General features: G+C 68.3%; 28 protein-coding genes and 1 tRNA gene. 17 read left to right on the plus strand and 12 right to left on the minus strand.

Annotated features, from left to right (window positions below):
* Positions 1–2: 2 nt before the first annotated feature.
* Positions 3–1235 carry an NAD(P)/FAD-dependent oxidoreductase gene (locus tag ACFOYW_RS02670; protein WP_390227069.1) on the minus strand — a complete coding sequence of 411 codons (1233 nt, stop codon included), beginning with the start codon at positions 1233–1235 and terminating at the stop codon, positions 3–5.
* Between the two features lie 84 nt (positions 1236–1319).
* On the opposite strand from ACFOYW_RS02670, the gene ACFOYW_RS02675 reads away from it, so the two are divergent.
* The 3 genes from ACFOYW_RS02675 to ACFOYW_RS02685 all read left to right on the plus strand — a co-directional run bounded on the left by ACFOYW_RS02675 (position 1320) and on the right by ACFOYW_RS02685 (position 4314).
* Positions 1320–2012, plus strand: a complete 693-nt coding sequence (locus ACFOYW_RS02675) for a response regulator transcription factor (RefSeq protein WP_344754799.1) — start codon at positions 1320–1322, stop codon at positions 2010–2012.
* Between the two features lie 119 nt (positions 2013–2131).
* Entirely contained in the window at positions 2132–3889 is a 1758-nt protein-coding gene (locus ACFOYW_RS02680) for a sensor histidine kinase (protein WP_390227070.1), read from the plus strand.
* Positions 3890–4017: 128 nt separating this feature from the next.
* Positions 4018–4314 (plus strand): WXG100 family type VII secretion target, encoded by a 297-nt coding sequence (locus tag ACFOYW_RS02685; protein WP_390227071.1) that lies wholly within the window; start codon positions 4018–4020, stop codon positions 4312–4314.
* Positions 4315–4410: 96 nt separating this feature from the next.
* Here the strand turns inward: ACFOYW_RS02685 and groL are convergent, their stop codons facing one another.
* From groL to ACFOYW_RS02705, 4 genes are all read right to left on the minus strand, one after another.
* Positions 4411–6030 (minus strand): chaperonin GroEL, encoded by a 1620-nt coding sequence (groL, locus tag ACFOYW_RS02690; protein WP_390227072.1) that lies wholly within the window; start codon positions 6028–6030, stop codon positions 4411–4413.
* A gap of 186 nt (positions 6031–6216) precedes the next feature.
* The gene (locus ACFOYW_RS02695; RefSeq protein ID WP_390227073.1) at positions 6217–6417 is read right to left on the minus strand and encodes a cold-shock protein; all 201 of its coding nucleotides are present in this window, start codon (positions 6415–6417) and stop codon (positions 6217–6219) included.
* 136 nt (positions 6418–6553) lie between these two features.
* Complete coding sequence (locus ACFOYW_RS02700; RefSeq protein ID WP_390227074.1) at positions 6554–7153, minus strand: LytR C-terminal domain-containing protein; 600 nt, start codon at positions 7151–7153, stop codon at positions 6554–6556.
* A gap of 32 nt (positions 7154–7185) precedes the next feature.
* On the minus strand, positions 7186–7440 hold the full coding sequence (locus ACFOYW_RS02705; protein WP_390227075.1) for a DUF3263 domain-containing protein: 255 nt from the start codon (positions 7438–7440) through the stop codon (positions 7186–7188).
* A gap of 159 nt (positions 7441–7599) precedes the next feature.
* Between ACFOYW_RS02705 and msrB the strand changes: the two genes are divergently transcribed.
* From msrB to ACFOYW_RS02750, 9 genes are all read left to right on the plus strand, one after another.
* Positions 7600–8022 carry a peptide-methionine (R)-S-oxide reductase MsrB gene (msrB, locus tag ACFOYW_RS02710; RefSeq protein WP_390227076.1) on the plus strand — a complete coding sequence of 141 codons (423 nt, stop codon included), beginning with the start codon at positions 7600–7602 and terminating at the stop codon, positions 8020–8022.
* 28 nt (positions 8023–8050) lie between these two features.
* Positions 8051–8455, plus strand: coding sequence for a TOBE domain-containing protein (locus tag ACFOYW_RS02715; protein WP_390227077.1), 405 nt, complete (start codon positions 8051–8053; stop codon positions 8453–8455).
* Positions 8452–9246 (plus strand): molybdate ABC transporter substrate-binding protein, encoded by a 795-nt coding sequence (modA, locus tag ACFOYW_RS02720; RefSeq protein WP_390227078.1) that lies wholly within the window; start codon positions 8452–8454, stop codon positions 9244–9246. Before ACFOYW_RS02715 ends, modA begins: the two co-directional genes overlap by 4 nt.
* Positions 9243–10103: an ABC transporter permease gene (locus ACFOYW_RS02725; protein ID WP_390227080.1), complete on the plus strand. Its 861-nt coding sequence runs from the start codon at positions 9243–9245 to the stop codon at positions 10101–10103. The genes modA and ACFOYW_RS02725 overlap by 4 nt, the downstream gene beginning before the upstream one ends.
* Positions 10100–11284: a molybdopterin molybdotransferase MoeA gene (locus ACFOYW_RS02730; RefSeq protein ID WP_390227081.1), complete on the plus strand. Its 1185-nt coding sequence runs from the start codon at positions 10100–10102 to the stop codon at positions 11282–11284. The genes ACFOYW_RS02725 and ACFOYW_RS02730 overlap by 4 nt, the downstream gene beginning before the upstream one ends.
* The gene (gene moaC / locus ACFOYW_RS02735; protein WP_390227082.1) at positions 11277–11762 is read left to right on the plus strand and encodes a cyclic pyranopterin monophosphate synthase MoaC; all 486 of its coding nucleotides are present in this window, start codon (positions 11277–11279) and stop codon (positions 11760–11762) included. Before ACFOYW_RS02730 ends, moaC begins: the two co-directional genes overlap by 8 nt.
* Positions 11759–12229 (plus strand): MogA/MoaB family molybdenum cofactor biosynthesis protein, encoded by a 471-nt coding sequence (locus tag ACFOYW_RS02740; RefSeq protein WP_390227083.1) that lies wholly within the window; start codon positions 11759–11761, stop codon positions 12227–12229. The genes moaC and ACFOYW_RS02740 overlap by 4 nt, the downstream gene beginning before the upstream one ends.
* A gap of 53 nt (positions 12230–12282) precedes the next feature.
* Positions 12283–12861 (plus strand): nucleotidyltransferase family protein, encoded by a 579-nt coding sequence (locus ACFOYW_RS02745; protein WP_390227084.1) that lies wholly within the window; start codon positions 12283–12285, stop codon positions 12859–12861.
* A gap of 69 nt (positions 12862–12930) precedes the next feature.
* Entirely contained in the window at positions 12931–13242 is a 312-nt protein-coding gene (locus ACFOYW_RS02750) for a hypothetical protein (RefSeq protein ID WP_390227085.1), read from the plus strand.
* A gap of 10 nt (positions 13243–13252) precedes the next feature.
* Here the strand turns inward: ACFOYW_RS02750 and ACFOYW_RS02755 are convergent, their stop codons facing one another.
* Genes ACFOYW_RS02755 through ACFOYW_RS02765 form a run of 3 tightly spaced genes read right to left on the minus strand, consistent with a single transcriptional unit; the run spans position 13253 to position 15989 of the window.
* On the minus strand, positions 13253–13813 hold the full coding sequence (locus tag ACFOYW_RS02755; RefSeq protein ID WP_390227086.1) for an isochorismatase family protein: 561 nt from the start codon (positions 13811–13813) through the stop codon (positions 13253–13255).
* On the minus strand, positions 13810–15555 hold the full coding sequence (locus tag ACFOYW_RS02760; protein ID WP_390227087.1) for an MFS transporter: 1746 nt from the start codon (positions 15553–15555) through the stop codon (positions 13810–13812). Before ACFOYW_RS02760 ends, ACFOYW_RS02755 begins: the two co-directional genes overlap by 4 nt.
* Positions 15552–15989: a MarR family winged helix-turn-helix transcriptional regulator gene (locus ACFOYW_RS02765; RefSeq protein WP_390227088.1), complete on the minus strand. Its 438-nt coding sequence runs from the start codon at positions 15987–15989 to the stop codon at positions 15552–15554. The genes ACFOYW_RS02760 and ACFOYW_RS02765 overlap by 4 nt, the downstream gene beginning before the upstream one ends.
* Positions 15990–16084: 95 nt before the next feature.
* Between ACFOYW_RS02765 and ACFOYW_RS02770 the strand changes: the two genes are divergently transcribed.
* Positions 16085–16900: an SDR family oxidoreductase gene (locus ACFOYW_RS02770; RefSeq protein WP_390227090.1), complete on the plus strand. Its 816-nt coding sequence runs from the start codon at positions 16085–16087 to the stop codon at positions 16898–16900.
* 44 nt (positions 16901–16944) lie between these two features.
* On the opposite strand, the gene ACFOYW_RS02775 is transcribed toward ACFOYW_RS02770, so the two are convergent.
* On the minus strand, positions 16945–17310 hold the full coding sequence (locus ACFOYW_RS02775; RefSeq protein WP_390227091.1) for a hypothetical protein: 366 nt from the start codon (positions 17308–17310) through the stop codon (positions 16945–16947).
* 137 nt (positions 17311–17447) lie between these two features.
* On the opposite strand from ACFOYW_RS02775, the gene ACFOYW_RS02780 reads away from it, so the two are divergent.
* Positions 17448–18065, plus strand: a complete 618-nt coding sequence (locus tag ACFOYW_RS02780; RefSeq protein ID WP_390227093.1) for a TetR/AcrR family transcriptional regulator — start codon at positions 17448–17450, stop codon at positions 18063–18065.
* 300 nt (positions 18066–18365) lie between these two features.
* Here the strand turns inward: ACFOYW_RS02780 and ACFOYW_RS02785 are convergent.
* From ACFOYW_RS02785 to ACFOYW_RS02795, 3 genes are all read right to left on the minus strand, one after another.
* Positions 18366–18441 (minus strand) — tRNA-Thr (locus ACFOYW_RS02785).
* Positions 18442–18480: 39 nt separating this feature from the next.
* Positions 18481–19467: a beta-ketoacyl-ACP synthase III gene (locus ACFOYW_RS02790; protein WP_390227094.1), complete on the minus strand. Its 987-nt coding sequence runs from the start codon at positions 19465–19467 to the stop codon at positions 18481–18483.
* A 51-nt stretch (positions 19468–19518) separates the two neighbouring features.
* Complete coding sequence (locus ACFOYW_RS02795; protein ID WP_390227095.1) at positions 19519–20442, minus strand: DsbA family protein; 924 nt, start codon at positions 20440–20442, stop codon at positions 19519–19521.
* A 154-nt stretch (positions 20443–20596) separates the two neighbouring features.
* Here ACFOYW_RS02795 and ACFOYW_RS02800 point away from each other — a divergent pair, with 154 nt between their 5' ends.
* From ACFOYW_RS02800 to lepB, 3 genes are all read left to right on the plus strand, one after another.
* Positions 20597–21688: an ABC transporter ATP-binding protein gene (locus tag ACFOYW_RS02800; protein WP_390227096.1), complete on the plus strand. Its 1092-nt coding sequence runs from the start codon at positions 20597–20599 to the stop codon at positions 21686–21688.
* 90 nt (positions 21689–21778) lie between these two features.
* Positions 21779–23059 carry a DUF4032 domain-containing protein gene (locus ACFOYW_RS02805; protein WP_390227097.1) on the plus strand — a complete coding sequence of 427 codons (1281 nt, stop codon included), beginning with the start codon at positions 21779–21781 and terminating at the stop codon, positions 23057–23059.
* A gap of 108 nt (positions 23060–23167) precedes the next feature.
* A complete protein-coding gene (lepB, locus tag ACFOYW_RS02810; RefSeq protein WP_390227099.1) occupies positions 23168–23923 on the plus strand; it encodes a signal peptidase I in 756 nt (251 codons plus the stop codon).
* Positions 23924–23942 lie beyond the last annotated feature (19 nt).

Raw genomic sequence — 23942 nt, forward strand, 5'->3', positions numbered from 1 at the left:
CCTCACACCTCGAGGATCGGCACGTTCGGGTCGGTGAGCCGGGAGACGTCGACTCTGCGCCCTTCGCGGATCACAGTCTGGATGTCGTCCGACACGTCCCACACGTTGACGTTCATGCCGGCCACGAGCTTCCCGCCCGAGACCCAGAACGCGATGAACTCGCGTCGGTCGACGTCGCCGCGGAACACCGGGCGCACGTCGGTCGCGAGCATCGAGTAGCCCGCGAACTCCATGCCGGCGTCGTATTGGTCGCTGAAGAAATAGGGCACGTCGTCGTACACGACGTCCTGGCCGATCATCGCCTTCGCGGCCGTGCGGCCGCCGCCGATGGCATTCGCCCAGTGCTCGCTGCGCAGGCGCCGGCCGAGTGCGGGGTGAATGGGGTTGGCGACATCTCCCGCGGCGAAGACGTGCGGGTGCGAGGTGAGCAGCGAAGCGGATGTCAGGATGCCGCCGCGCACGTCGAGCCCGGCGTCTTCGGCGATCTCGACGTTGGGCACGGCCCCGTGGCCGACGATGACGATGTCGGCGGAGATGACTTCGCCGTCCTCATCGGTCGCGACTCCCGTGACCGCGCCGTCCGCGTAACGGATCTCACGCACCTCGCGCTGCAGTCGGAACTGCACGCCGTGATCGCGATGCAGATCGCTGTAGATCGACCCCAGTTCCGGGCCGATCGCACTCGACAGAGGCACAGCGCCGCGCGCGACGATCGTCACGTCGTTGCCGTAATTGCGCGCCGTCGCCGCGGTCTCCATCGCGATCCACCCGGACCCGAGCACCACGACGTTCTTGCCGCCGCCTGCGATCGCCGCTCGAAGGTCCGCGCTGTCGTCGAGGGTGCGCAGGTGATGGACGCCGGAAGCGTCAGCACCCGGCACCGCGAGCCGTCGGGGCTTGGCGCCGGTGGCGATCAGTGCCTGGTCGAACGGAACCGACGACGTCTCGTCGAGAATCACGCGCTGGTCGACCAGATCGAGCTCGACCGCGAGCGTGCCGGTCAGCACATGGATGCCGTGCTCGGTGTACCACTCCCACGGGTGCACATACGTCTCGGCGGGCTCTTTGCTCGGGTCCGCGAGGTAGTCCTTGGAAAGCGGCGGTCGCAGGTACGGCAGGTGGCGCTCCGAACCGATCACCATGATGTCGCCGTCGTAGCCCTCATCGCGAAGCGTCTCGGCGGCAGTTGCCGCAGCCAACCCGCCCCCGATGATCACGAAGCGCCGTGTCGTCATGCATCGAGCCTATTCCGCCCGGGGCATACCTCGCGTTCAAATACCTCTCTGGTGGAATTCAGGAAACCATCAGAGAATGGCTCCATGAACGCTGGACCCCGCATTCTGATCGTCGACGACGAACCGAACATCCGCGATCTGCTGACCACCAGCCTCCGCTTCGCCGGTTTCGCCGTCCGCGCCGTCGCCAACGGCGCCCAGGCCATCTCCGCTGTGCTCGAGGAAGAGCCCGACCTCATCATCCTCGACGTCATGCTTCCGGACATGAACGGCTTCGGCGTCACCAAGCGCCTTCGCGGCGCGGGGTACACGGCTCCGATCCTGTTCCTCACCGCCAAGGACGACACGGAGGACAAGATCACCGGCCTCACGGTCGGTGGCGACGACTACGTGACGAAGCCCTTCAGCCTCGACGAGATCGTGGCCCGCATCAAGGCGATCCTGCGTCGCACGATGCAGGCCGACGATGACGCGATCATTCGCGCCGGCGAGCTGACGATGGACCAGGACACGCATGAGGTGTTCGTCGGCGACACTCCCATCGAGCTCTCCCCCACCGAGTTCAAGCTGCTGCGCTACCTGATGCTCAATCCCAACCGGGTGCTTTCGAAGGCGCAGATCCTCGACCACGTCTGGGAATACGACTTCAACGGCGACGCGGGCATCGTCGAGAGCTATATCTCGTACCTGCGCCGCAAGGTCGACGCGCACTCGAGCGAGCCGCTCATTCAGACCAAGCGCGGCTTCGGCTACATGCTCAAGGCCGGCAAGGCCTAGGTCGAGTTCCAGCGCCTGAGCAAGCACAGCTTGCTCAGCGGCGCGGACGCGGTGCCGACCCACCGGGTCCTCACCCTTAGCGGTCCACATCCAGCAACCCGGGGTACTTTTCGAGGTCTATGCACCGCTCACTGCTCGCCGCGTGGAACGCGATCTCGTTGCGTACCAAGATCACGGGCGTGACGGTGCTGGTGCTCACCTTCGGGCTGCTGCTCACCGGCATCGGCACCACGCTGCTGTTCAAGCCGGTGCTGATCTCTCAGCTCGATCAGCAGCTTCAGGCCGCGTCGACCGTAGCGAGCATCAATGCGATGGTCGCAGCCGAGTCGACCAGCAACGACACCGCAAAATCCGACGGCGACTCGAGCGCGTACTTCCTCGCCCTCTACGACTCGAACGGCAAGCTGCTGTCGTACAACTGGCGTGACAAATCGAGCACCGTGCGGCCGGCGATCGATACCTCGCTGCCCGCGTCGATGCAGTCGCTCTGCAAGGAGGGCGACGCGTTCGACCTGCAGAGCAACGACGGCACGGTGCAATACCGCGCACGGTGCGTGAACCTGCAGTACAGCTCCGACGGGTCGAACGGCTCGGCGATCGTCGCGACGTCGACCGGTTCCATCGACGTGCTCATGGCGGCGTACCTCACGATCTTCCTCGGTTTCGGCGTGATCGTCGTAGTCGTCGGCGCGGTGCTCACCCGCATGCTCGTGACGACGACGTTCGCTCCGCTGCGTCAGGTCGAGCGCACGGCCGCGGCGATCGCCGACGGCGACTACAGTCAGCGCCTCGGCGGAGCGGAGCCGAACACCGAGGTGGGGCGCCTCAATCGATCGCTCAACACGATGCTGTCGCGCATCGACCGGGCATTCAAAGACCGCGCCGGAACGATCGAGCAGATGCGTCGCTTCGTCGGCGATGCGAGCCACGAGCTCCGCACGCCGCTCGTGTCGGTGCGGGGCTACGCCGAGCTGTACCGCATGGGCGCCCTGCAGGACGAAGACGCCGTCGCGGGCGCGATGGAGCGCATTGAGAAAGAGGCGCTGCGCATGGGCGGCCTCGTCGAGGACCTGCTCGAACTGGCGCGCCTCGATGAGACCCGGCCGTTGCAGCTCGCCCACGTCGACCTGCTACCGCTCGCCTACGACGCCGCGATGGACGCCCGGGCGGCGCACCCCGCGCGTCAGTTCCGGGTGATCGCGGACCTGCCGCACGCGGAGCCCCCCGTTTCCGGTCTGTCGGCCGCTGTCGACCCGACGCCCACGGCGGTGCTGCCCATCGTCGGCGGCGAGCCCGCGCCGACCACGACCGGCCGCACGCGCGCGACCACCCGTAGCGGCATCCGCCTGCCGCAGCGCAGCACGAGCGGTGAGGGGGGCACCGGGCCCGTCGGCTTCACGGCATCCGCTCTCGCGCGCCTGCGCCGCCGCCCCCAGACGCGCCGCGTCGAGATCGCGCTCGCCGAGACCATCCCACTGCAGCTCGAGGACATTCCCGAGCCGCGCACCGTTCCTGCGCTGGTGATGGGCGAAGAGAACAAGCTGCGCCAGGTGCTCGGCAATCTCATCGGCAACGCCGTGCGATACACCCCGGGCGGCTCGCCCATCGAGATCCGCGTGTCGGCGGACCCGCGGGCGGGGCGCGCGAGCCTCGAGGTGGTCGATCACGGCGAAGGCGTGCCCCCGCAGATCCGCGAGAAGATCTTCGAGAGGTTCTGGCGCGCCGACACGTCGCGCACCCGCGAGACCGGGGGCAGCGGGCTCGGGCTCGCGATCGTGACGTCGATCATCGCCGCCCACAAGGGCGCCGTCGACGTTGTCGAGACACCGGGCGGGGGCGCGACCTTCCGCGTGCTGCTGCCGCTCGCCGTCGGCTGAGCCGACTTCTCGCCCACAGGCCGCGGCGCGGCCGACTTCTCCACAGCCGGCGGCTTCGGGCAGGCGACGGATGCTTCGCCGCAGGTAGCGTCGCGGCATCCGCTTTCGCTCAACCTTCGGAGGATGCCATGACCACGTTCCAGGTCGACAGCACTGCCGTGCTCGACGCCACCCGCACCGCTCAGGCGACGCTCGAGCAGCTGCGTGGTGACGCCACCCAACTGACGGCCACTCTGACCGCCCTGCAGGGCTCATGGTCGGGCCAGGCGGCGAACGCGTTCCAGCAGGTGCTCGCCAACTGGACGGCCACTCAGCGCACGATCGAGACCCAGATGGTTCAGCTGCAGCACGTGCTCGCGACGGCTGCCCAGCAGTACCAGGAGAGCGAGTTGCGCAACTACCAGATGTTCGCCGCCGGGCTGTAGCCGCGGGCGACGAGACGACGAAAGGGGCGCTCCCTTGCGGGAGCGCCCCTCTTCGCTGATTCGTCAGAGACGAGCTGTGGCCGACGGCCTGTGGACTTAGAAGTCCATGCCGCCGGTCGGGTCGGCCGGAGCCGCCGCAGCCTTCTCGGGCTTGTCGGCGACGACCGCCTCAGTGGTGAGGAACAGGCCGGCGATCGACGCCGCGTTCTGCAGCGCCGAGCGGGTGACCTTCGCCGGGTCGATGATGCCCTGCGCGAGCAGGTCACCGTATTCACCGGTGGCGGCGTTGAGACCGTGGCCGAAGGGCAGCTCGGCGACCTTCGCCGCGACGACACCCGGCTCGAGGCCCGCGTTCAGGGCGATCTGCTTGAGCGGGGCCGAGATGGCGACCTTGACGATGTTCGCGCCAGTGGCCTCGTCACCGACGAGCTCGAGCTTCTCGAAGGCGATCTTGCCGGCCTGGATCAGGGCGACACCACCACCCGCGACGACGCCCTCTTCGACGGCAGCCTTCGCGTTGCGAACGGCGTCCTCGATGCGGTGCTTGCGCTCCTTGAGCTCGACCTCGGTGGCCGCGCCCGCCTTGATGACGGCGACGCCGCCCGCGAGCTTGGCGAGACGCTCCTGGAGCTTCTCGCGGTCGTAGTCGCTGTCGGTGTTCTCGATCTCGTTGCGGATCTGCTGCACGCGGCCGGCGATCTGCTCGGCGTCGCCGGCACCCTCGACGATGGTGGTCTCGTCCTTGGTGATGACGACCTTGCGCGCCTGACCCAGCAGGTCGAGCGTGACGTTCTCGAGCTTGAGGCCGATCTCCTCGGAGATGACCTGGCCGCCGGTCAGGATCGCGATGTCCTGCAGCTGGGCCTTGCGGCGGTCACCGAAGCCGGGGGCCTTGACGGCGACCGACTTGAAGATGCCGCGGATCTTGTTCACGATCAGGGTCGCGAGCGCCTCACCGTCGACGTCCTCGGCGATGATCAGCAGCTGCTTGCCAGCCTGGATCACCTTGTCGACGACAGGCAGAAGGTCCTTGATGTTGGAGATCTTCTGGTTGGCGATGAGAACGTACGGCTCCTCGAACACGGCCTCCTGGCGGTCGGGGTCCGTCACGAAGTACTGCGACAGGAAGCCCTTGTCGAAGCGCATGCCCTCGGTCAGCTCGAGCTCGGTGCCGAAGGTGTTCGACTCCTCGACGGTGACGACGCCCTCCTTGCCGACCTTGTCGATCGCCTCGGCGATCAGCTCGCCGATCTCGGGGTCTGCGGCGGAGATAGAGGCGGTCGCAGCGATCTGCTCCTTCGTCTCGACCTCCTTGGCGCCGGCGATGAGCTCTTCGGTGACAGCCGCGACGGCCTTCTCGATGCCCTTCTTCAGGCTGATCGGGTCGGCGCCGGCGGCGACGTTGCGAAGGCCCTCGCGCACGAGCGCCTGGGCGAGCACGGTCGCGGTCGTGGTGCCATCACCCGCGACGTCGTCGGTCTTCTTGGCGACCTCCTTGACCAGCTCGGCGCCGATCTTCTCGTACGGGTCGTCGAGCTCGATCTCCTTAGCGATGGAGACACCGTCGTTCGTGATCGTGGGAGCGCCCCACTTCTTCTCGAGGACGACGTTGCGGCCGCGCGGGCCAAGGGTCACCTTGACGGCGTCAGCGAGCTGGTTGAGGCCGCGCTCGAGTCCACGACGCGCTTCCTCGTCGAAAGCAATGATCTTTGCCATGGTTGTTTCTCGTCCCTCCCGGACGTAGCAGCGAAAGAGGTCGTTAGCACTCCAATAGAACGAGTGCTAGTAGCGATTCTGGCACTCACCCCCCGAGAGTGCAAGAAAACGACGCGGCATCCGTCACATGTCTTAAATGGCGATGCCGCCCGGCGCCGGCCGGGCGGCATGCCGAAGTCCCCCGCGCTACGCGAGCCGAACGCCCTCGGCCTGCGGGCCCTTCGACCCGGTGCCGAGCTCGAACACGACCAGCTGGCCCTCTTCGAGCGTCTTGTAGCCGCTCATGTCGATCGCCGAGTAGTGGACGAACACGTCCTGCCCGCCGTCGGCCGTGATGAACCCGTAGCCCTTTTCAGCGTTGAACCACTTGACGGTCCCGTTCGCCATCGTCTCTCCATTGCGTAGTGCCAGCTTTTTCGCTGATCGTAGCGAGACGACGGGTACGCGAAGCAACCTCGACGGCCGAATCACGCGAATGGTTACGGTGGCGTCCGCAAGGCGTCACATCCGCGAAACGCGCCGGTCAGCCTTGGTAGTCGGAACCGAGGACCACGGCGACCTGCACGTTCGCTGCGTTCGACGGCAGGGCCGCCTGCGTGACCGACCCGATCCCGAGCGCCTGGGCGACGCCGAGAGCGATGCCGCGCAGCGACGGGTCGGCGTAGTAGACGGTCGACGTGGCGATGCCGCTCTGCGGCGCGTTGCCGGTCACGATCGAGTTCCAGCCCGCGGCGAGGAGCTTCGTCTTCGCGCCGGCGGCAAGACCTGCACGCCGCGAGCCGTTCAGCACCGCGAGCGGCGCCGTCGGCACCATCGTCGGCGTCGGGGTGGGGGTCGGCGTCGCTGTCGGAGTCGAGGTGGCCGTGGCGCTCGGCGTCGGTGACCCCGTCGGATTCGGCGTCCCCGTGGCTGCAGGATTCACGCCGTTGGTGCCGCCGAAGACTCTGTGATCGAGAACACGAAGATAGATCCAGCCGGCCGCGATGATCACGACGATCGCAACGGCGCACGAGATGATCCACGGGCTGCCCCTGAGGCGCTTCTTCGGCGTGCGGTGCGCACCGACACGCTGCAACTCGGCCGGTATGAGGTCGAAGCGATCCCTCGGGTATTGCTGGGGCATGCGCGCTCGGCTGTCCTTCCTGGCGTTCGGGCTCAGTCGATCGGCCGCACGCGCGCGGCTCGGAGCTCACGTCGCTCGTCCCGTTGCCTCAGCAGGCGCTTCACGAGTAGTGGGTCGTGAACGAGTGCGGCCGGGGTCTCGATCAGCCGACCGAGGATCTGATAGTAGCGGGCGGCCGAAAGGGAAAACTGAGTGCGGATCGCCTGCTCCTTCGCGGCCGGCCCTGCGAGCCAGTTCCTCTCGAAGTCGAGCACCGCGACCTCGAGGTCGCTCAATCCGGGCGGCATGGGGACAGGGTAGCGATCACATCGCCGCGAGCCGGGAACACATGCCGACATGAGGAACACCAGCGGGTGCCCCCGCGTTTAGGGTGATGTCGGGCTTCCGGATTCGTCCACATGAGGGAGCACGACGCCCAACTTCCCGTCTCTTGAGAGGAAACGAGCATGTCTGACGTCTCATCCGCCCGCACCACGGCCTCGAAGAGCGATGCCGAGTGGCGGGAAGAACTCAGCCCCGAGCAGTACGCGGTGCTGCGCCAGGCCGCGACCGAGCGCGCATGGACGGGTGAACTCCTCGACGAGGAGCGCGCCGGCATCTACACGTGCGGCGCGTGCGGCGCAGAGCTGTTCAAAAGCGGCACGAAGTTCGACTCGGGCTGTGGCTGGCCGTCGTTCTACGAGAGCGTCCGCCCCGAGGCGGTCAAGCTGATCGAGGACACTTCGCTCGGCATGGTCCGCACCGAGGTGCGCTGCGCGAACTGCGACTCCCACCTCGGCCACGTCTTCCCCGACGGCTTCGGCACGCCGACCGGCGACCGCTACTGCATGAACTCGATCGCGCTGAACTTCACGCCCGAGGCAGACTAGACGCACGTGCGGCGGTAGAGTCCGCAATGTGACGCAACTGCGGGTCTCAGACGCGGCGGCGCTGCTCGGAGTCAGTGACGACACCGTGCGGCGTCTCATCGAGCGAGGCGAGCTCGAGGCATCCGATGCGGTCGACGGCCCTCAGACCGTCGACGGCGCGAGCCTCGCGCGGGTCGCGATCGAGCGCGCCAAGACGGCTCCGGACCCCTCCCCGGTGAACAGCTCCGTGCGCAACCACTTCGTCGGAATCGTGACGCGCGTGCAGATCGACGGAGTGATGGCGCAGGTCGACATCCAGGCCGGCCCGCACCGCGTCGTGTCGCTGATCAGCGCGGAGGGTGCGCGGGAGCTCGGCCTCGAGGTCGGCTCGTTGGCGACGGCGGTCGTCAAGGCGACGAACGTCAGCGTCGAGACGATGGGAGACGGCAGATGAAGCGTGGGTTGGGACTGGCGGCGATCGCAGCGGCAGCGTTGCTCGCGGTGAGCGGATGCTCGAGCAGCGGCTCGGGGGCGAGCAATTCCACGGCGAGCAAGACGCCGGCGCCGCAGACGCTCACCGTGTTCGCCGCGGCGTCGCTGACCGCGACGTTCAACACCCTTGGCGCCGCGTTCGAGAAGGCGAACCCCGGCGTGACCGTCAAGTACGACTTCGACGGCTCCTCGACACTGGTCGAGCAGCTTGCACAGGGCGCACCCGCCGATGTCTTCGCCTCGGCCGACGAGGTGAACATGCAGAACGCGGTGAAGAAGTCGCTCATCGCGGGCACTCCCGCGGATTTCGCCACGAACATCCTCGAGATCGCCACACCCCCCGGCAATCCTGCGCACATCTCGTCGTTCGCCGACCTCGCCAAATCGGGTGTGAAGGTCGTCGTGTGCGCCGACGGCGTGCCGTGCGGCAACGCGCTCGAGCAGGTCGAGAAGAACACGGGCGTGAAGCTCAAGCCGGTGAGCCAGGAACAGAGCGTCACGAACGTGCTGGCCAAGGTCGAGAGCGGCGACGCCGACGCCGGCGTCGTGTATGTGACGGATGTGCAGGGCGCCGGCTCCAAGGTGACAGGGGTGAACTTCCCCGAGGCCAAGCAGGTCGTCAACACCTACCCGATCGCGGCGACGCAGGGCTCCAAGCATGCGGCCCTCGCCAAGCAGTTCGTGAGCTACGTCACCGGGGCGCCCGGGCAGGCGCTGCTCAAGGCGGCCGGGTTCGGCGCCCCGCCGCAATGAGTCCGGGCGGCCGCACGTATCCGGGCTGGCTCTGGGTGCCGGTCGGTGTCGGGGCCCTGTTCGTGCTGCTGCCGCTCGCGGCGATCGTGACGCACGTCGACTGGGCGCATTTCGTGAGGCTGATCACCTCGCAGGCATCCGTCGCCGCCCTCGTGCTCAGCCTCGAGACGGCCGCGATGTCGACGGTCATCTGCGTCGTGCTCGGCGTGCCGATGGCGATCGTGCTCGCCCGCGGCCACTTTCCGGGCCAGTCGATCGGCCGCGCGCTCGTGCTCGTGCCGCTCGTCCTTCCGCCGGTCGTGAGCGGTCTTGCGCTGCTGTACACGGTCGGGCGGCAGGGCCTGCTCGGCCCGCTGCTCGAGCAGCTCGGCTGGCAGGTCCCGTTCACGACGGCGGCGGTCGTGCTGGCGCAGTCGTTCGTCTCGCTGCCGTTCATCGTCATCAGCCTCGAGGGCGCGTTGCGCAGTGAGACCTCCAACCACGACGAGATCGCGCTCGCGTACGGCGCCAGCCGCACCCAGGTGCTGCAGAAGATCACGCTCCCGGCGCTCGGTCCGGCGCTGATCTCGGGTGCCGTGCTGAGCTTCGCCCGCTCGCTCGGGGAGTTCGGTGCGACGATCACCGTCGCCGGCTCGCTGCAGGGCGTGACGCGCACGCTCCCCCTCGAGATCTACCTGCGCAACAACACGGACCCCGACGCCGCCGTCGCTCTCTCCCTCGTGCTGATCGTGGTCGCGCTGGTCGTGGTCTTCGTCGCCGGGCGCCCCTGGCGCGCCGCCGCCGGCGCCGAGCTCGCGCTGCTGTTCGGCGGCCGCGGCGGGCGCGAAACGGCAGCGCGCGCCAGTATGGAGGCATGACCTCGGTCGACGAACACCGTGCCCGCGTCCGCGCGCTCATCTCGGACCATTGGCACCCCGCGCCCGAACGCGTGCTTCTCGGTGCCGCGCTCGGCCGCATCCTCGCCGCTGACGTCACGACGCCCATCGACCTGCCGCCGTTCGACAACTCGCAGATGGACGGCTACGCGGTGCGAGCGGATGCCTCATCAGGCGCGCTGCGGGTGACGGGGCACATCGCCGCCGGCGACGGCATCGCCGCATTCGAAGGCGGCGCGGTCGCGATCATGACGGGGGCGCCGCTGCCGCGGGGCGCCGACGCCGTCGTTCCCATCGAAGCGGTGTCCGACGCGGGCGAGTTCGCTCCGGTCGGCAGCGAGATCAGGCTCCGAGAGCCGGTCGCCGCCGGCACGTTCGTGCGGGCGCACGGCAGCGACCTGGTCGCCGGCACCGTGCTGCTCGCCTCGGGCACCCGGCTCGGGCCGCCGCAGCTCGGCGCGCTGGCCGCCGCCGGCGTCATCGAGGTGTCGGTGCTCACCCGGCCGCGCGTCCTCATCGTCTCCACCGGCGCCGAGCTCGCCGCCGCCGGCACGCCGCTCGCACCCGGCAAGATCTACGACGCGAACTCGACCTCGCTCGCGGCCGCCGTCACGGAGGCCGGCGCCGTCGCGCTCGCCGCGACCGTCGACAGCGACGATCCGGGCCACCTGCGATTCGCTCTCGACTCGGCGGGGCCGGTCGACCTCGTCATCACGAGCGGCGGCGTCAGCGTCGGCGCGCACGAGGTGGTGCGCGACGCGCTGGAGCCGCTCGGGCTGACGTTCGGTGCGGTCGCCATGCAGCCCGGAGGTCCGCAGGGCCTCGGCGTCGCCACGATCGCCGGCCGCCCGACACCGGTGCTCGCCTTCCCCGGGAACCCGGTCAGCGTGCTGGTGTCCTTCGAACTCTTCCTGCGGCCGTTGCTACGCGGGCCGCGGCCCGTGCAGTGGGCCCCGCTCGCGATCTCCGTCGACTCGCCGCCAGCCAAGCACCAGGTGCGTCGCGGGCGCCTGGACGCCGACGGCCGCGTCGAACTCGTGGGTGGCCCGAGCTCGCATCTGATCGCGGCATACGCAGGATCGCAGGCCCTCGTGCACCTGCCCGTCGGCGTCGCCCGCGCCGAGGCCGGTGACCTCGTCGAACTGTGGAGGATCGATGACTGACGACAACACGACCGGCCTGACGCACGTGCGCGCCGATGGCGCCGTGCACATGGTCGACGTGAGTGAGAAGGTGCCGACGAAGCGGCGAGCCGTGGCGCAGGCATCCGTCATCACCCGCCCCGATGTCATCGATCGCATCGCCGCCGGCCGCCTTCCGAAGGGCGAAGCCCTCGCCGTGGCGAGGATCGCCGGCATCATGGCCGCCAAGCGCACGCCGGATCTCGTGCCCCTCTGCCACCCGCTGCCGCTGACCGGCATCGAGGTCGATCTCGAGGTGCACGGCGACCGCGTCGAGATCCGCGCGAGTGTGAAGACGGTCGGCATCACGGGCGTCGAGATGGAGGCGCTGACCGCGGTGACGGTCGCCGCGCTCACCGTCTACGACATGATCAAGGCCGTCGACAAGGCCGCCGTCATCAGCGACGTGCGCGTGCTCGAGAAGGACGGCGGCAAGTCGGGCGAATGGCGGGCGGCATGACGGCGCTCGCCCTCTCCGTCTCGACGCGGGCTGCGGCCGGCGTCTACGACGACAAGACCGGGCCCCTGATCGTCGAATGGCTCACGAGCCGCGGCTTCGACGCGTCGCGACGCGTCGTGCCCGACGGGCCCGGCGTCGAAGCGGCGCTCCGGGGCGCCGTCGCGGCGCAGCTGCGCCTCGTCATCACGACCGGCGGCACCGGCGTGAGCCCCACCGACCGCACGCCCGAATACACGCGCGCCGTCATCGAGCTCGAACTGCCCGGCTTCGCCGAAGAGGTCAGGCGGCACGGTGCGCAGCACAGCCCCCACGCGCTGCTGACGCGAGGCATCGCGGGTGTCTCCGGCCGCACGCTCATCGTCAACCTGCCAGGCTCGACCGGCGGCGTTCGTGACGGCCTCGAGGTGCTCGACGGGTTCTACGCGCACGCTCTCGACCAGCTGCGCGGCGGCGACCACGTGCGCTGAGCGGCTGAGGCCTGTGGTGCGGCGCCCCCGTCATGCCGATGTAACTTACGACTATGGCTGTTGCGACCCCCTCGGCAGGCATCGTCCTCGCGGCGGCCGCGGGCACGCGCTTCGGCGTGCCGAAAGCGCTCGCTCGTGCCGCTGACGGCACGCCGTGGGTTCAGCTCGCCGCTGAGAAGCTGCTCACCGGCGGCTGCTCGCAGGTGACGGTCGTCCTGGGCGCGTCGGCGATCGAGGCGCGCGAGCTCGTGCCGACCGATCCCCGCATCTCGACCGTGACAGAGCCGCATTGGACCGACGGACTCGGCACGTCATTGCGCGCGGGGATGCGTCAACTCGAGGCATCCGCGCCGCCGTCGGTCTGCGCCGCCGTGATCACGCTCGTCGACTTCCCCGGTCTTCCGGTCGCGGTGGTGAGGCGCTTGCTGAACGCCGTCGCCAGCACCACGCTGCGGCAGGCGGCGTTTTCGGGCCGTTCGACCATGCCGGTCGTCGTCGGGCGGCAGCACTGGCCCGAGTTCACCGGAACACTGCACGGAGAGTCGGCCGGTCAGTCGTATCTCGGCGGCCACGAGGTGCAGCAGGTCGAGGTCGGCGACCTGTGGTCGGGCCACGACGTGCATGCCTACTGACTCGTGAGATCAGCGGATGCTGCGAGTACGCAGCCAGTCTGCGGGTCGGGCCGGACGTAGCCTGATGACGTGAACTGGCTCGACCGCATCTTCCCGAAAAGCCCAGTGCCCCGCGGCCCCGCGGTGGGGATCGGCATGCTCGTCGCGGTCGTGAACTCCGCACAGCAGACGGATGCCTTCGAAGACGACCCGGTCGGCGTGGTCATCGCGCCGGGCAACAAGGATCTTGCGCCGTACCCCGGCCTGCAGCGACCCCGGTACTGGACGGTGGCGTTCGATGAGGCGTCGTACACGGCAGACGGCCGGGGCCCGTTCGAGCAGGCGACGTTCCCCGAATGGAGACTTCGCGTGCTCGACCCTGACCCCGGCCGCGCCGGGTGAGAAGCCGCGTCTAGCGGGCTGAGAGCGCCTGCAGGACCTCGTCCGTCGTTCCGAGCTCACCGAGCTTCGGGAACTGATGCTCGATCGACGCGTCGTGCGCGGCCTCGCTCACGTCGGTCATCGCGTCGAGCACGAAGCCCACGTGGTAGCCGAGCTCGTAGGCCGAACGCGCGGTCGACTCGACGCCCGAGGTCGTCGAGATGCCGGTCAGCACGATCTGCGTGGCGCCGACGGCCTTGAGCTTCGCATCGAGGTCGGTCGACAGGAACGCGCCGAGCGTGCGCTTGGTGACCGTGATGTCGCTCGCCTGCTGATTCAGCTCGGGCACGAGCACCGTGGTGTGAGGGGGCAGGGTGTGCGCACCGCCTTCGGGGTTGCGTGCCGTGCGACCGGGAGCCGCGCCCTCGACGTTCACGAGCACGACCGGGAGACCCTGGGCGCGGAACGCGTCGGCAAGCTTCGCGGAGTTGGCGACGACCTCGTCGAAGGGGTGCACGGTCGGGTAACCGCGCAGCCCTTCTTGCAGATCGATCACGACGAGGGCGGGGGTCTGCTCGAGCTGAATGCTCATGCGTTCTCCTTTTCGAGGGTGGGGGTCTGCCCGGCGGTGCCGGGAAGCTGCTCTTCGCTGTCGACGGCGACGCCGGTGCCGCGCAGGGCCGACGCCACGGCGGAGATCAGCGAGATCGCGGCCGAGACGCTGAACACCACGATGAGGCCGTCGTGGAACGGTCCGGCCAGCAGGCTGGGGAAGAACGTGTGGCCGGTGAGGATGCTGCGGGCCTCGGCGGGCAGCTGGCCGAGCACGTGATAGGTCTGCAGCATGTACTGCACCGGGTTCGTGCCGAGCATCGCCGCGAACAGCGACGAGACCGGCGGCAGCGAACCGATCTTCTCGGCCACCGCCTGAGGCACGCTGTGCGTAGCCAGACCGCTCGTGAGCGTGTGCGGCAGCGACTGGGCGAGCCCCGCGACCATCAGCGAGAAGAACACGCCGATCGACAGTGACGTGCCGGAGTTCTGGAACGTGGCACGCATGCCGCTCGCGACACCGCGGTAGCGCGCCGGCACGGAACTCATGATGGCTGCCGAGTTCGGCGCCGAGTACATGCCCATGCCGATGCCGTTGAGGGCGAGAAGCGCCGCGAACGTCCAGTAGGAGAAGTCGACCGGCAGGAAGATCAGCCCGACGAAGGAGAGGCCGAACACGACCATGCCGCCGGTGGCGAAGAGCCGCGCACCGAAACGGTCGGAGAGCGCACCCGAGATCGGGCCGGCGATGAGGAATCCGCACGTCAGCGGAAGCATCAGGATGCCGGCCCACAGCGGCGTCGACTCATACGAGAAGCCGTGCAAGGGCAGCCAGATGCCCTGCAACCAGATGACGAGCATGAACTGCAGACCGCCCTGGGCCAGGCTGCCGCCGAAGCGCGTGACGTTGCCGAAGGCGAACGCCTTGATCTTGAACAGCCGCAGCTCGAACATCGGGTCGTGCACGGTGAGCTCGACCCAGACGAAGACGGCGAGCACCAGCACGCCTCCGATCAGGCCGCCGAGCACCCAGGGATTCGTCCACCCCATGGCATGACCGCCATACGGCTGCATGCCGAAGGTGATCGCGATGAGCACGGCCGAGAGGCCGGTCGCGAAGGTGAGGTTGCCCCACCAGTCCATGCGCCCCGGGTGGCGCTCGCCGTTGTCGCGCAGCATGAAGTACGCCCAGAAGGTCCCGACGATGCCGACCGGCACGTTCACCCAGAACACGCTGCGCCAATCCCACGCGGCCAGCAGGCCGCCCGCGGTCAAGCCGATGAACATGCCGGCGAGGCCCGCGACCTGGTTGATGCCGAGCGCGAAGCCGCGGCGTTCCCGCGGGAACGCGTCGGTCAGGATCGCCTGGGAGTTCGCGGTCAGCATCGAGCCGCCGAACGCCTGCACGAGCCGCCACGCGATCAGCCACAGCGCGGCGTGCGTGCCCCGCATCGGGTCGAAGGACAGCAGCACGCTCGAGATCGTGAAGACCAGGAATCCGCTGTTGTAGATGCGCACGCGCCCGAACATGTCGCCGAACTTGCCGACGGCGACCACGAACACGGATTGCACGAGGCGGTACCCCATGATCATCCACAGCAGGAAGACGATGTTCGACGGCGCGAGCGGGTCGAGGTGGATGCCACGGAAGATGGCCGGCATGGAGATGAGCACGATCGAGCCGTCGAGGCTCGACATGAAGACCGCCATCGTCGTGTTCGTGAGAGCGATCCAGCGGTAGCGGTCGCTCCTCTTGGCTGTCGTCGCCGATGCGGTTGTCACAGGCTCTCTGCCAATCTCTGCAGCAGCGGGGCTGCAGCACTGAGCGTCGCACGATCCGCGGCGCTGAAGTCTTCGGTGAGTACGCGCACGATCGCGTTCACGCGGGCGTCACGCCGCGCGTCGATGACCTCGGACCCGGCATCCGTCAGGCGCAGCAGGATGCGACGCCCGTCGTCCGCGTCTTTCTCGCGCTCGATGAGGCCGCGCGCCTCGAGGGCGGCGATGGTCGCGCCCATCGCCTGCGCACTGACGCCGGCCTTGCGGGCGAGCGCACCCGAGGTGGTCTCGGCCGCGCGCCGGATGTCGATGAGCGCGGCCATCTCGGACTGAGTCAGGCCGCCGTGCGGCCGCGCTTTGCGTGCGTCGCTGACGAGGAGACGGATGCTCGTCAGCAGCGCTGCTGCCAGTTCGTCAGCCCCGGATCCTTCGTGCATATCAATAAGTCTAGGTTTATCAATTCGCCTTTACAAATCGAGCCGCGCTCAGTTCGCCGTCAGCGCGGCGCCCCCTTCGGCGTAGCGTCGATTCCATGACGAAGATCTGGTTCATCACCGGCACCTCCAAGGGCTTCGGCCGTGAATGGGCGACCGCCGCGCTCGAGCGCGGCGACTCCGTCGCGGGCACCGCGCGCCGCCTCACCGACATCGACGACCTGGCCGAGCAGTACCCCGACACCTTTCTCCCGTTGCAGCTCGACGTCACCTCGCGCGATGCCGACCGCGCCGCCGTTGCAGCCGCGATCGGACGCTTCGGGCGCCTCGACGTCGTCATCAACAACGCCGGCTATGGGCACTTCGGCATGATCGAGGAGCTCAGCGAGCAGGACGTGCGCGACCAGCTCGAGACGAACTTCTTCGGCGCCCTGTGGGTGACACAGGCGGCGCTGCCCCAGCTGCGCGAGCAGCGCAGTGGCCACATCATCCAGGTGTCGAGCATCGGCGGAATCACCGCCTTCCCAGGGATCGGCGCCTACCACGCGTCGAAGTGGGCGCTCGAGGCGTTCTCGCAGTCGCTCGCGCAGGAGGTCGCCGACTTCGGCATTCACGTCACTCTGATCGAGCCGGGCGGATTCGAGACCGACTGGGCGGGGCCTTCATCTCGTCACAGCGCGGAGAATCCGGTCTACGACGAGATCCGTGCCCGGCGCGCGCAGCGCCCGACCACGAACCGCCGCGGCACCCCGGGTGCGACCCGTGGGCCGATCCTCGAAGTCGTCGACGCCGCCGAGCCCCCCTTGCGGATCTTCTTCGGCGAGCCGCCGCTCGCCATCGCCACAGCCGATTACGAGGCGCGACTCGCGACGTGGAACGAGTGGCAGCGCGTCTCGGTCGAGGCGCAGGGCTGAGTCAGTGTGGCGGATGCCCGAGCCGGGCGTCCGCCGCAGTTCCGCTAACCGGCTCGCGCGGCGTGCCAGTGATCAGCGCCGACCGAGCAGGTGCAGCCGACGCGAATCCAGTCCCCCGTCCGCTCGCTCATGAAGAGCTCGGCGTGGGTGCGCACCGTCGTGGGGCGGAACAGTCCCAGCGCACCGTGAGGCGCAGGCGCCACATCGACGACCGGCCCCGCCGCCGCGGGCTGCACCGCCTCGAGCGGTTCGGCGACGGTCGACCGCTGCGCCGCATCCAGGTGGGGTGCCGCGGCCGGATGTGCCGCCTCGACCACGCTGCGATCGAGGCCGATCAGACGCCGCAGGGTCGCCCACGGCGAGGACGCCCCCGAGGGGGCCGAGTCTGGAATGTCGAGAGAACCAGTCACGGCGATCTGCCTCCTGTCAGGAAAGGTGACACTGCCACTACGCGACAACTGTCAGATACGATATCGGACAGTTGTCGCGCTGTCTATAGGACACCTGTCGCGTATTTACCCCAGATGTGACATAGGGTGAACAGCGTATGGATGCCCGCACCCGCCGCTCCCGCAGCGCGCTCACCGATGCCGTCTACCGTCTTGCCGTGGAGAAAGGCATCGACGACCTGACAGTCACCGAGGTCGCCGCCGCCGCCGGGGTGAGCCGCGACACGTTCTACCGGCATTCCGCGGACCCGGTCGAGTTGCTCTGCATGGCCCTCGAGACCGAGCTCACCACCTCGGTGTCGGGCTACCTGGCGATGCCCGTCGCTCTCGGCAGCGCCGACAGCGTCTTCCTGGCGCCGGCGATGGCCGTGATGGAGCACATGCGCGACCACGCCGCCATCTACCGTCAGGCGCCCGGCAGCAAGAGCGGGGCACGGCTGACCGCACTCATCGACGCGGCAGCGCGCCAGGTCATCGAGACGCACCTCGACAATCATCCGGAGATCGTGCCGGCGGAACTGCGACCGATGACGGATGCCGTGCGCCGGATGTCACTGGCATACGCATCGTCCGGCGCGACCGCCTCGTTCTTCGCCTGGATCAACAGCGACGAGCTCGACGATGTGCGCCGGTACGCGCAGGTGGTCCTCGCGTCGGGGCCCGAATGGTGGCTCGGTCTGCCCGAGCCGATCGCGGCGCGGCGCGCGAACAGCTAGCACGCGGGGCGAACTGTCACTCCACGCGACTCATCACTCGCCCGCTCACGAGCCTGCCGGCTTAAGAAGATGCAGCCCTTAACGAGTGGAGCGCCCCGCACCAACCCGAATAGCGCGGGGCGCTCAAGACGGATCCTCCCCAGCCGGAGCGCCCTCTCAACAGCAAAGCTGCGGCACCGACTCGCGATGCTCTCTGACGTCAACCGGTCCCCCTGGGGCCGCCTCAACAACTAACAAGTTACGGGGCCCCCACGCCTTAAGAAATCCCCTTGACAGGCGCGCTCCCACGCGCTACCAGCATGGAGCCGGCTAGGGGTCTCGATCCCCTCACCTCCGATTTACAAGATCGGCGCTCTGCCTGATGAGCTAAGCCGGCGCAGCGGTGTCCCGCCGTGAGCAATCGTACGGGACCGCGTCAGGGCTTCCGGTTCGGGGTGAGCACGACCTGGCTCGCGTACGCGAACCCGCCGCCGAAGCCGAACAGCAGCGTCGGGGCGTTCGACGGGATGCGCCCCTCATGCCACCACTTGGACAGTCCGAGCGGAATCGACGCGGCCGAGGTGTTGCCCGAGACCTGCACGTCGGTGACCACCGTGCGATCGGTGAGCCCGAGCTGCTCGGCGAGCGGCTCGATGATGCGCAGGTTGGCCTGATGCGGAACGAAGACCTGCACGTCGTCCATGGTCAGGCCCGCGGCCTCGACGGCCGAGCGGCTGATTTCGGATGCCTTCGACATCGCCCAGCGCAGAATCATCCGCCCGTCCTGCGTGAACTTGTTGCCGCTCTCCTCCTCGACGATGACGGCCCGCGACATCGTGGGCTCGGAGCCCCACACGACCGGCCCGACGCCGGGGTCGTCGGTGGCCTCGAGCACGAACGCACCGGCGCCATCGGCGCACAGCACGCAGGTGGTGCGGTCCGTCCAGTCGGTGATCTGCGACAGCTTCTCGGAGCCGATGACGACGACCCGCTCGACCTGACCCGCGCGGATCGCGGCGTCGGCCACGGCCACGCCGTGCTCGAAGCCCGAGCAGGCCGTGTTGATGTCGATGATGACGGGGTTGTTCGTCATTCCGAGCGCGGCGGCGACGCGGCCGGCCATGTTCGGGCTGTGGTCCATGACGGAGGTCGAGGCGACGATGATCATGCCCACGCCGTCGACGTCGAGACCGGCATCGGCGATCGCCGCGCGCGCGGCCTCGGTCGCCATCTCGCCGACGCCCTCGCCGTCAGCGGCGATGTGGCGCTCGATGATGCCGGTGCGCGTACGAATCCACTCGTCGCTGGTGTCGACCATCGACGCGAGTTCGTCGTTCGTCAGCACACGTGCGGGCTGATAGTGCCCGAGGCCGATGATGCGGGAACCGGCGACGGCGCGTTGAGCCTTCAGCATGTGTGCCATCTTCTCAATCTACGGATGCCCGCGCGGGAATGTGCCGACCGTGCCGCCGCCCTAGGAGGCGGGGGTCACCGTGGCCGTGGGCGTCGGAGTCGGCGTCGTGTACTGCTCGGCCTGCGCCTGCTGAATGAAGGCACGGAAGTCGGAGGCATCCGTCACGGAGCCCGTGAACTGCTGCCCGTCGACCAGGACGAGCGGCAGGTTGTCGGCCGTCACCTTCTTCACGTTCGAGTTCGGCAGCGGGCCCGTGGACGCCCGGTTCAGTGCGCTCTGCGTCCAGTCGGCGTAGGTCCGGTCGTGGATGCACGAGCGGATACGACTCATGGAGGTGGCGCCGGCCTGCTCTGCATAGCCGGCGATCCGGCTGTCGGACAAGCCGGCGCTGGTCTGACTGGGTTCGTGCTGGAACATCAGCCGGTTGAAGTCGAAGAACTTGTCGGGCGCGTAGTTCGCCACGCACGCCGCCGCATTGGCAGCCCGCAACGAGTACTGGGTGCCCTGAGCGGAGCGGTTCGCATAGAACGGCAGCGGGTGGATCTCGAGCGTCGCCGCGCCCGACGAGACGAGCTTGCCGATCTGCTCGCCGTTGGTCCGATCGAACTCGCCGCAGTACTGACACAGATAGTCGACGTACGCGACGATGTTGACCACCTGGCCGGTCGTGTCGAGCGGGTGCGGGCTGGGTTTCGCGTCGGCCGCGCGGGCGGGCGATCGCTCCGCCTTGAGCCCCTGGCCGATCAGCACGCCGTCGCTCGCCATGTTGGCGGGGCCGGCGTGCGGGGGGCGAATCGAACTGACGATCACGAACGCGACGATCGCGACGACGGCGACGAGCACGACGACGAGGCTGGAACGGAAGAGCACGCGATTGCGGCGGTCCTTCCTGCGCTGCGACCGACGCAGGGCGCGCGCCTTGTCGCGGGCCGCTTTCCTGGCGTCGTTCGACGGGCGGATTCCGCTCGGCGACTCGTCAGTCATAGTCCTCGATTCTGTGGGTGACTGATCGATGCTAGCCGAGCGATGCATGGCGTAACATGAGAGCGCTGCCGATGTCGTCAGGCCCCGGTGGTTACAACATCCATTCACTACGGATCGTCCGGCACGTACCTGCCGGTGAAGGAGACATAACGCCATGTCAACTGTTACGTACGACAACGCGTCCCGGATCTACCCGGGTTCGAACATCGCGGCTGTCGACGCTCTGAGCCTCGACGTCGCAGACGGCGAGTTCCTGGTTCTCGTCGGGCCCTCGGGTTCCGGCAAGTCGACCGCCCTCCGCATGCTTGCTGGTCTTGAAGAGGTCAACAGCGGCAACATCCTCATCGGCGACCGGAATGTCACGGATGTTCCGCCGAAGGATCGTGACATTGCGATGGTGTTCCAGAACTATGCGCTGTACCCGCATATGACGGTCGCGGAGAACATGGGCTTCGCGCTGCGCATCGCGGGGGTGAACAAGGAGGAACGCAACCAGCGGGTGCGTGAGGCGGCGAAGATGCTGGACCTGGAGCCGTATCTGGACCGCAAGCCGAAGGCGCTCTCCGGTGGTCAGCGTCAGCGTGTGGCGATGGGCCGGGCGATCGTGCGCAGCCCGCAGGTGTTCCTCATGGACGAGCCGCTGTCGAACCTGGACGCGAAGCTGCGGGTGCAGACCCGCACGCAGATCGCGTCGTTGACGCGGCGTCTGGGGGTGACCACGGTGTATGTCACCCACGACCAGACCGAGGCGCTGACGATGGGGGACCGCATCGCGGTGCTGAAGGACGGGGTGCTGCAGCAGGTCGGTACGCCGCGTGAGCTGTACGCCCACCCGAACAACATCTTCGTGGCCGGGTTCATCGGCTCGCCCGCGATGAACCTGTTCGCCGCCGACGTCACCGAAGGCGGCGTCAAATTCGGCACCACCGTCGTCCCCGTCGACCGTGCCACGGTCGGCTCGGCCACCCAGGTCACGATCGGTGTGCGCCCCGAAGACGTCGTCGTGAACGTCGGCGAGTCGGCCGGTCTGCGAGTGACCGTCGACCTCGTCGAGGAGCTCGGCGCCGACGGCTACCTCTACGGCCACACCGAGGTCAACGAGAAGCGCATCGACATCGTCGGCCGCGTCGACGGCCGCCACCACCCGAACCTCGGCGACACCGTCTACATCACGCCGAAGGTCGGCCACGTGCACGTCTTCGACACCGAGTCGGGCGAGCGTCTCGGCGGCGCTGTCACCGACTAGCCGGCAACGGATGCCTGGAGGCCGCGGTTCCCTGTGGGGCCGCGGCCTTCGGCTTCTCTCGTTCGCGATTCCCCAGCTCGAAAGGACCACGTGGCCGGATCCGGATCCGTCAGCATCACGGCGGCGACAGTCGAACCCGCGCTGCTCGACCTGCCGTGGAGTCTGCCGCTCGACGAGTGGCCGTCGGAGTACATCGCCCAGCTGCCCAAAGGCATCAGCCGCCACCTCGTGCGCTTCGCCAATCTGAGCGGCTACGTCGTCGCCGTCAAGGAGACGACGACCGAGATGGCGCGGCACGAATACGAACTGCTGCGCACGCTGCAGCGGCTCGACGTACCGTCGGTCGAGCCGATCGCGATCATCTCCAATCGCACGGACACGTCGGGGAACGAACTGCCGACCGTGCTCGTGACGCGGCACCTCAAGTTCTCGCTGCCGTATCGCGCGCTGTTCTCTCAGACGCTCCGACCGGACACGGCCACGCGTCTCGTCGACGCGCTGGCGGTCCTGCTCGTGCGGCTGCATGTCATGGGCTTCTACTGGGGCGACGTCTCGCTCTCCAATACGCTGTTCCGTCGCGACGCCGGGGCCTTCGCGGCGTATCTCGTCGACGCCGAGACCGGTCAGCTCCACGAAGCCGGCCTGTCCAACGGCCAGCGTGAGAACGACCTCGAGATCGCGCGCGTCAACATCGCAGGCGAGCTGATGGACATCGAGGCCGGTGGCAAAGCTGCGCCCGAGCTCGACCCGGTCGCCATCGCGAACGGCATCATCGAGAAGTACCGCGAGCTCTGGCAGGAGCTGACCGGCGCCGAGTCCTTCGCCGCGTCCGACCGGTGGCGCATCGCGCAGCGGGTCGAGCGTCTCAACGACCTCGGCTTCGACATCGGCGAACTCACCATCAACACGAACGACGCCGGGACGACCGTGCGCATCCAGCCGAAGGTCGTCGACGCCGGCCACCACCAGCGTCGGCTGCTGCGGCTCACCGGCCTCGATGCCGGCGAGAATCAGGCACGCCGCCTGCTCAACGACCTCGACTCGTACGCCGCGACCCGCGGCAAGGCCGACCCAGACGACGAGGCGACCGCCCACCAGTGGCTGCGCCGTGTCTTCGAGCCGGTCGTCGCCGCGATCCCCGCCGAGCTCCGCGGGAAGCTCGAGCCCGCCGAGGTCTTCCACCAGCTGCTCGATCACCGCTGGTTCATCTCGCAGGAGCAGGGGCGTGATGTGCCTCTCGCCGAGGCGCTCACCAGCTACATCGACAATGTGCTGCGGCATCGGCGCGACGAGGCCACGGTCTTCGCGCCGCCGACGGAGACGATGTCCCTCTCGATGTCGCTGGCCGACGACCTCGATACAGAGAGGTAGTCGCCCGCATGCGCGGCACGCACGATAGACGTGCGTCTATCACCGCTCGGGATTACCTAGACTGAGCCGGGGCCCTGCTCGGTAATGCGCGCCCTGGACGGGGGCGACATGACTGAGAGCACGACGGACGCTGCCGAGAGACCGACCACGGCCTCTCCCCAGCGCAGCGCCGGGCGCTCCGCATGGGTGTTCGTGCGCGACATCATCGTCATCGTCGTCGTCGCCCTGCTGGTGTCGTTCCTCATCAAGACGTTCCTGATCAGGTCGTTCTACATTCCGTCGCCGTCGATGGAAGACACGCTGATGGTCAACGACCGGATCGTCGTCAACGAGCTCGAGCCGAAGCTGATCCCGGTGCATCGCGGCGACATCGTCGTCTTCACCGACCCGGGCGACTGGCTCGGGCCCGATGACACCGCCCCGGCTGCGACGGCCAAGAATCCGCTCGCCCGCGGGGTCGGCGATTTCCTCACCTTCATCGGTCTCGGAACCGCCGACAGCGATGACCACCTCGTGAAGCGCGTGATCGGCGTACCCGGCGACCACGTCGTGTGCTGCAACGCCCTGGGGCAGGTCTCGGTCAACGGCACGCCGCTCAAGGAGCCGTTCGTCGCGTCGCGCGTCGAGCCGGGCGACACGGACTCGCACGCGTTCGACGTGACGGTGCCGCCCGGCGACCTGTGGGTCCTGGGCGACAATCGCGGGAATTCCGCGGACTCCAGCATGCACACCGACCTTCCGAGCGGCGGCTTCGTGCCCGAGAAGGACGTGGTCGGGCGCGCGTTCGTGATCACCTGGCCGATCTCGCACTGGACCTGGCTGACGAACTACCCGAACGTCTTCCGCGGTATCAGCTCGAAGTGATCCGGCCCGGTGGCGCGGC

It is taken from the genome of Gryllotalpicola reticulitermitis (genome assembly GCF_042651345.1).
Classification (GTDB): Bacteria; Actinomycetota; Actinomycetes; order Actinomycetales; family Microbacteriaceae; genus Gryllotalpicola; species Gryllotalpicola reticulitermitis.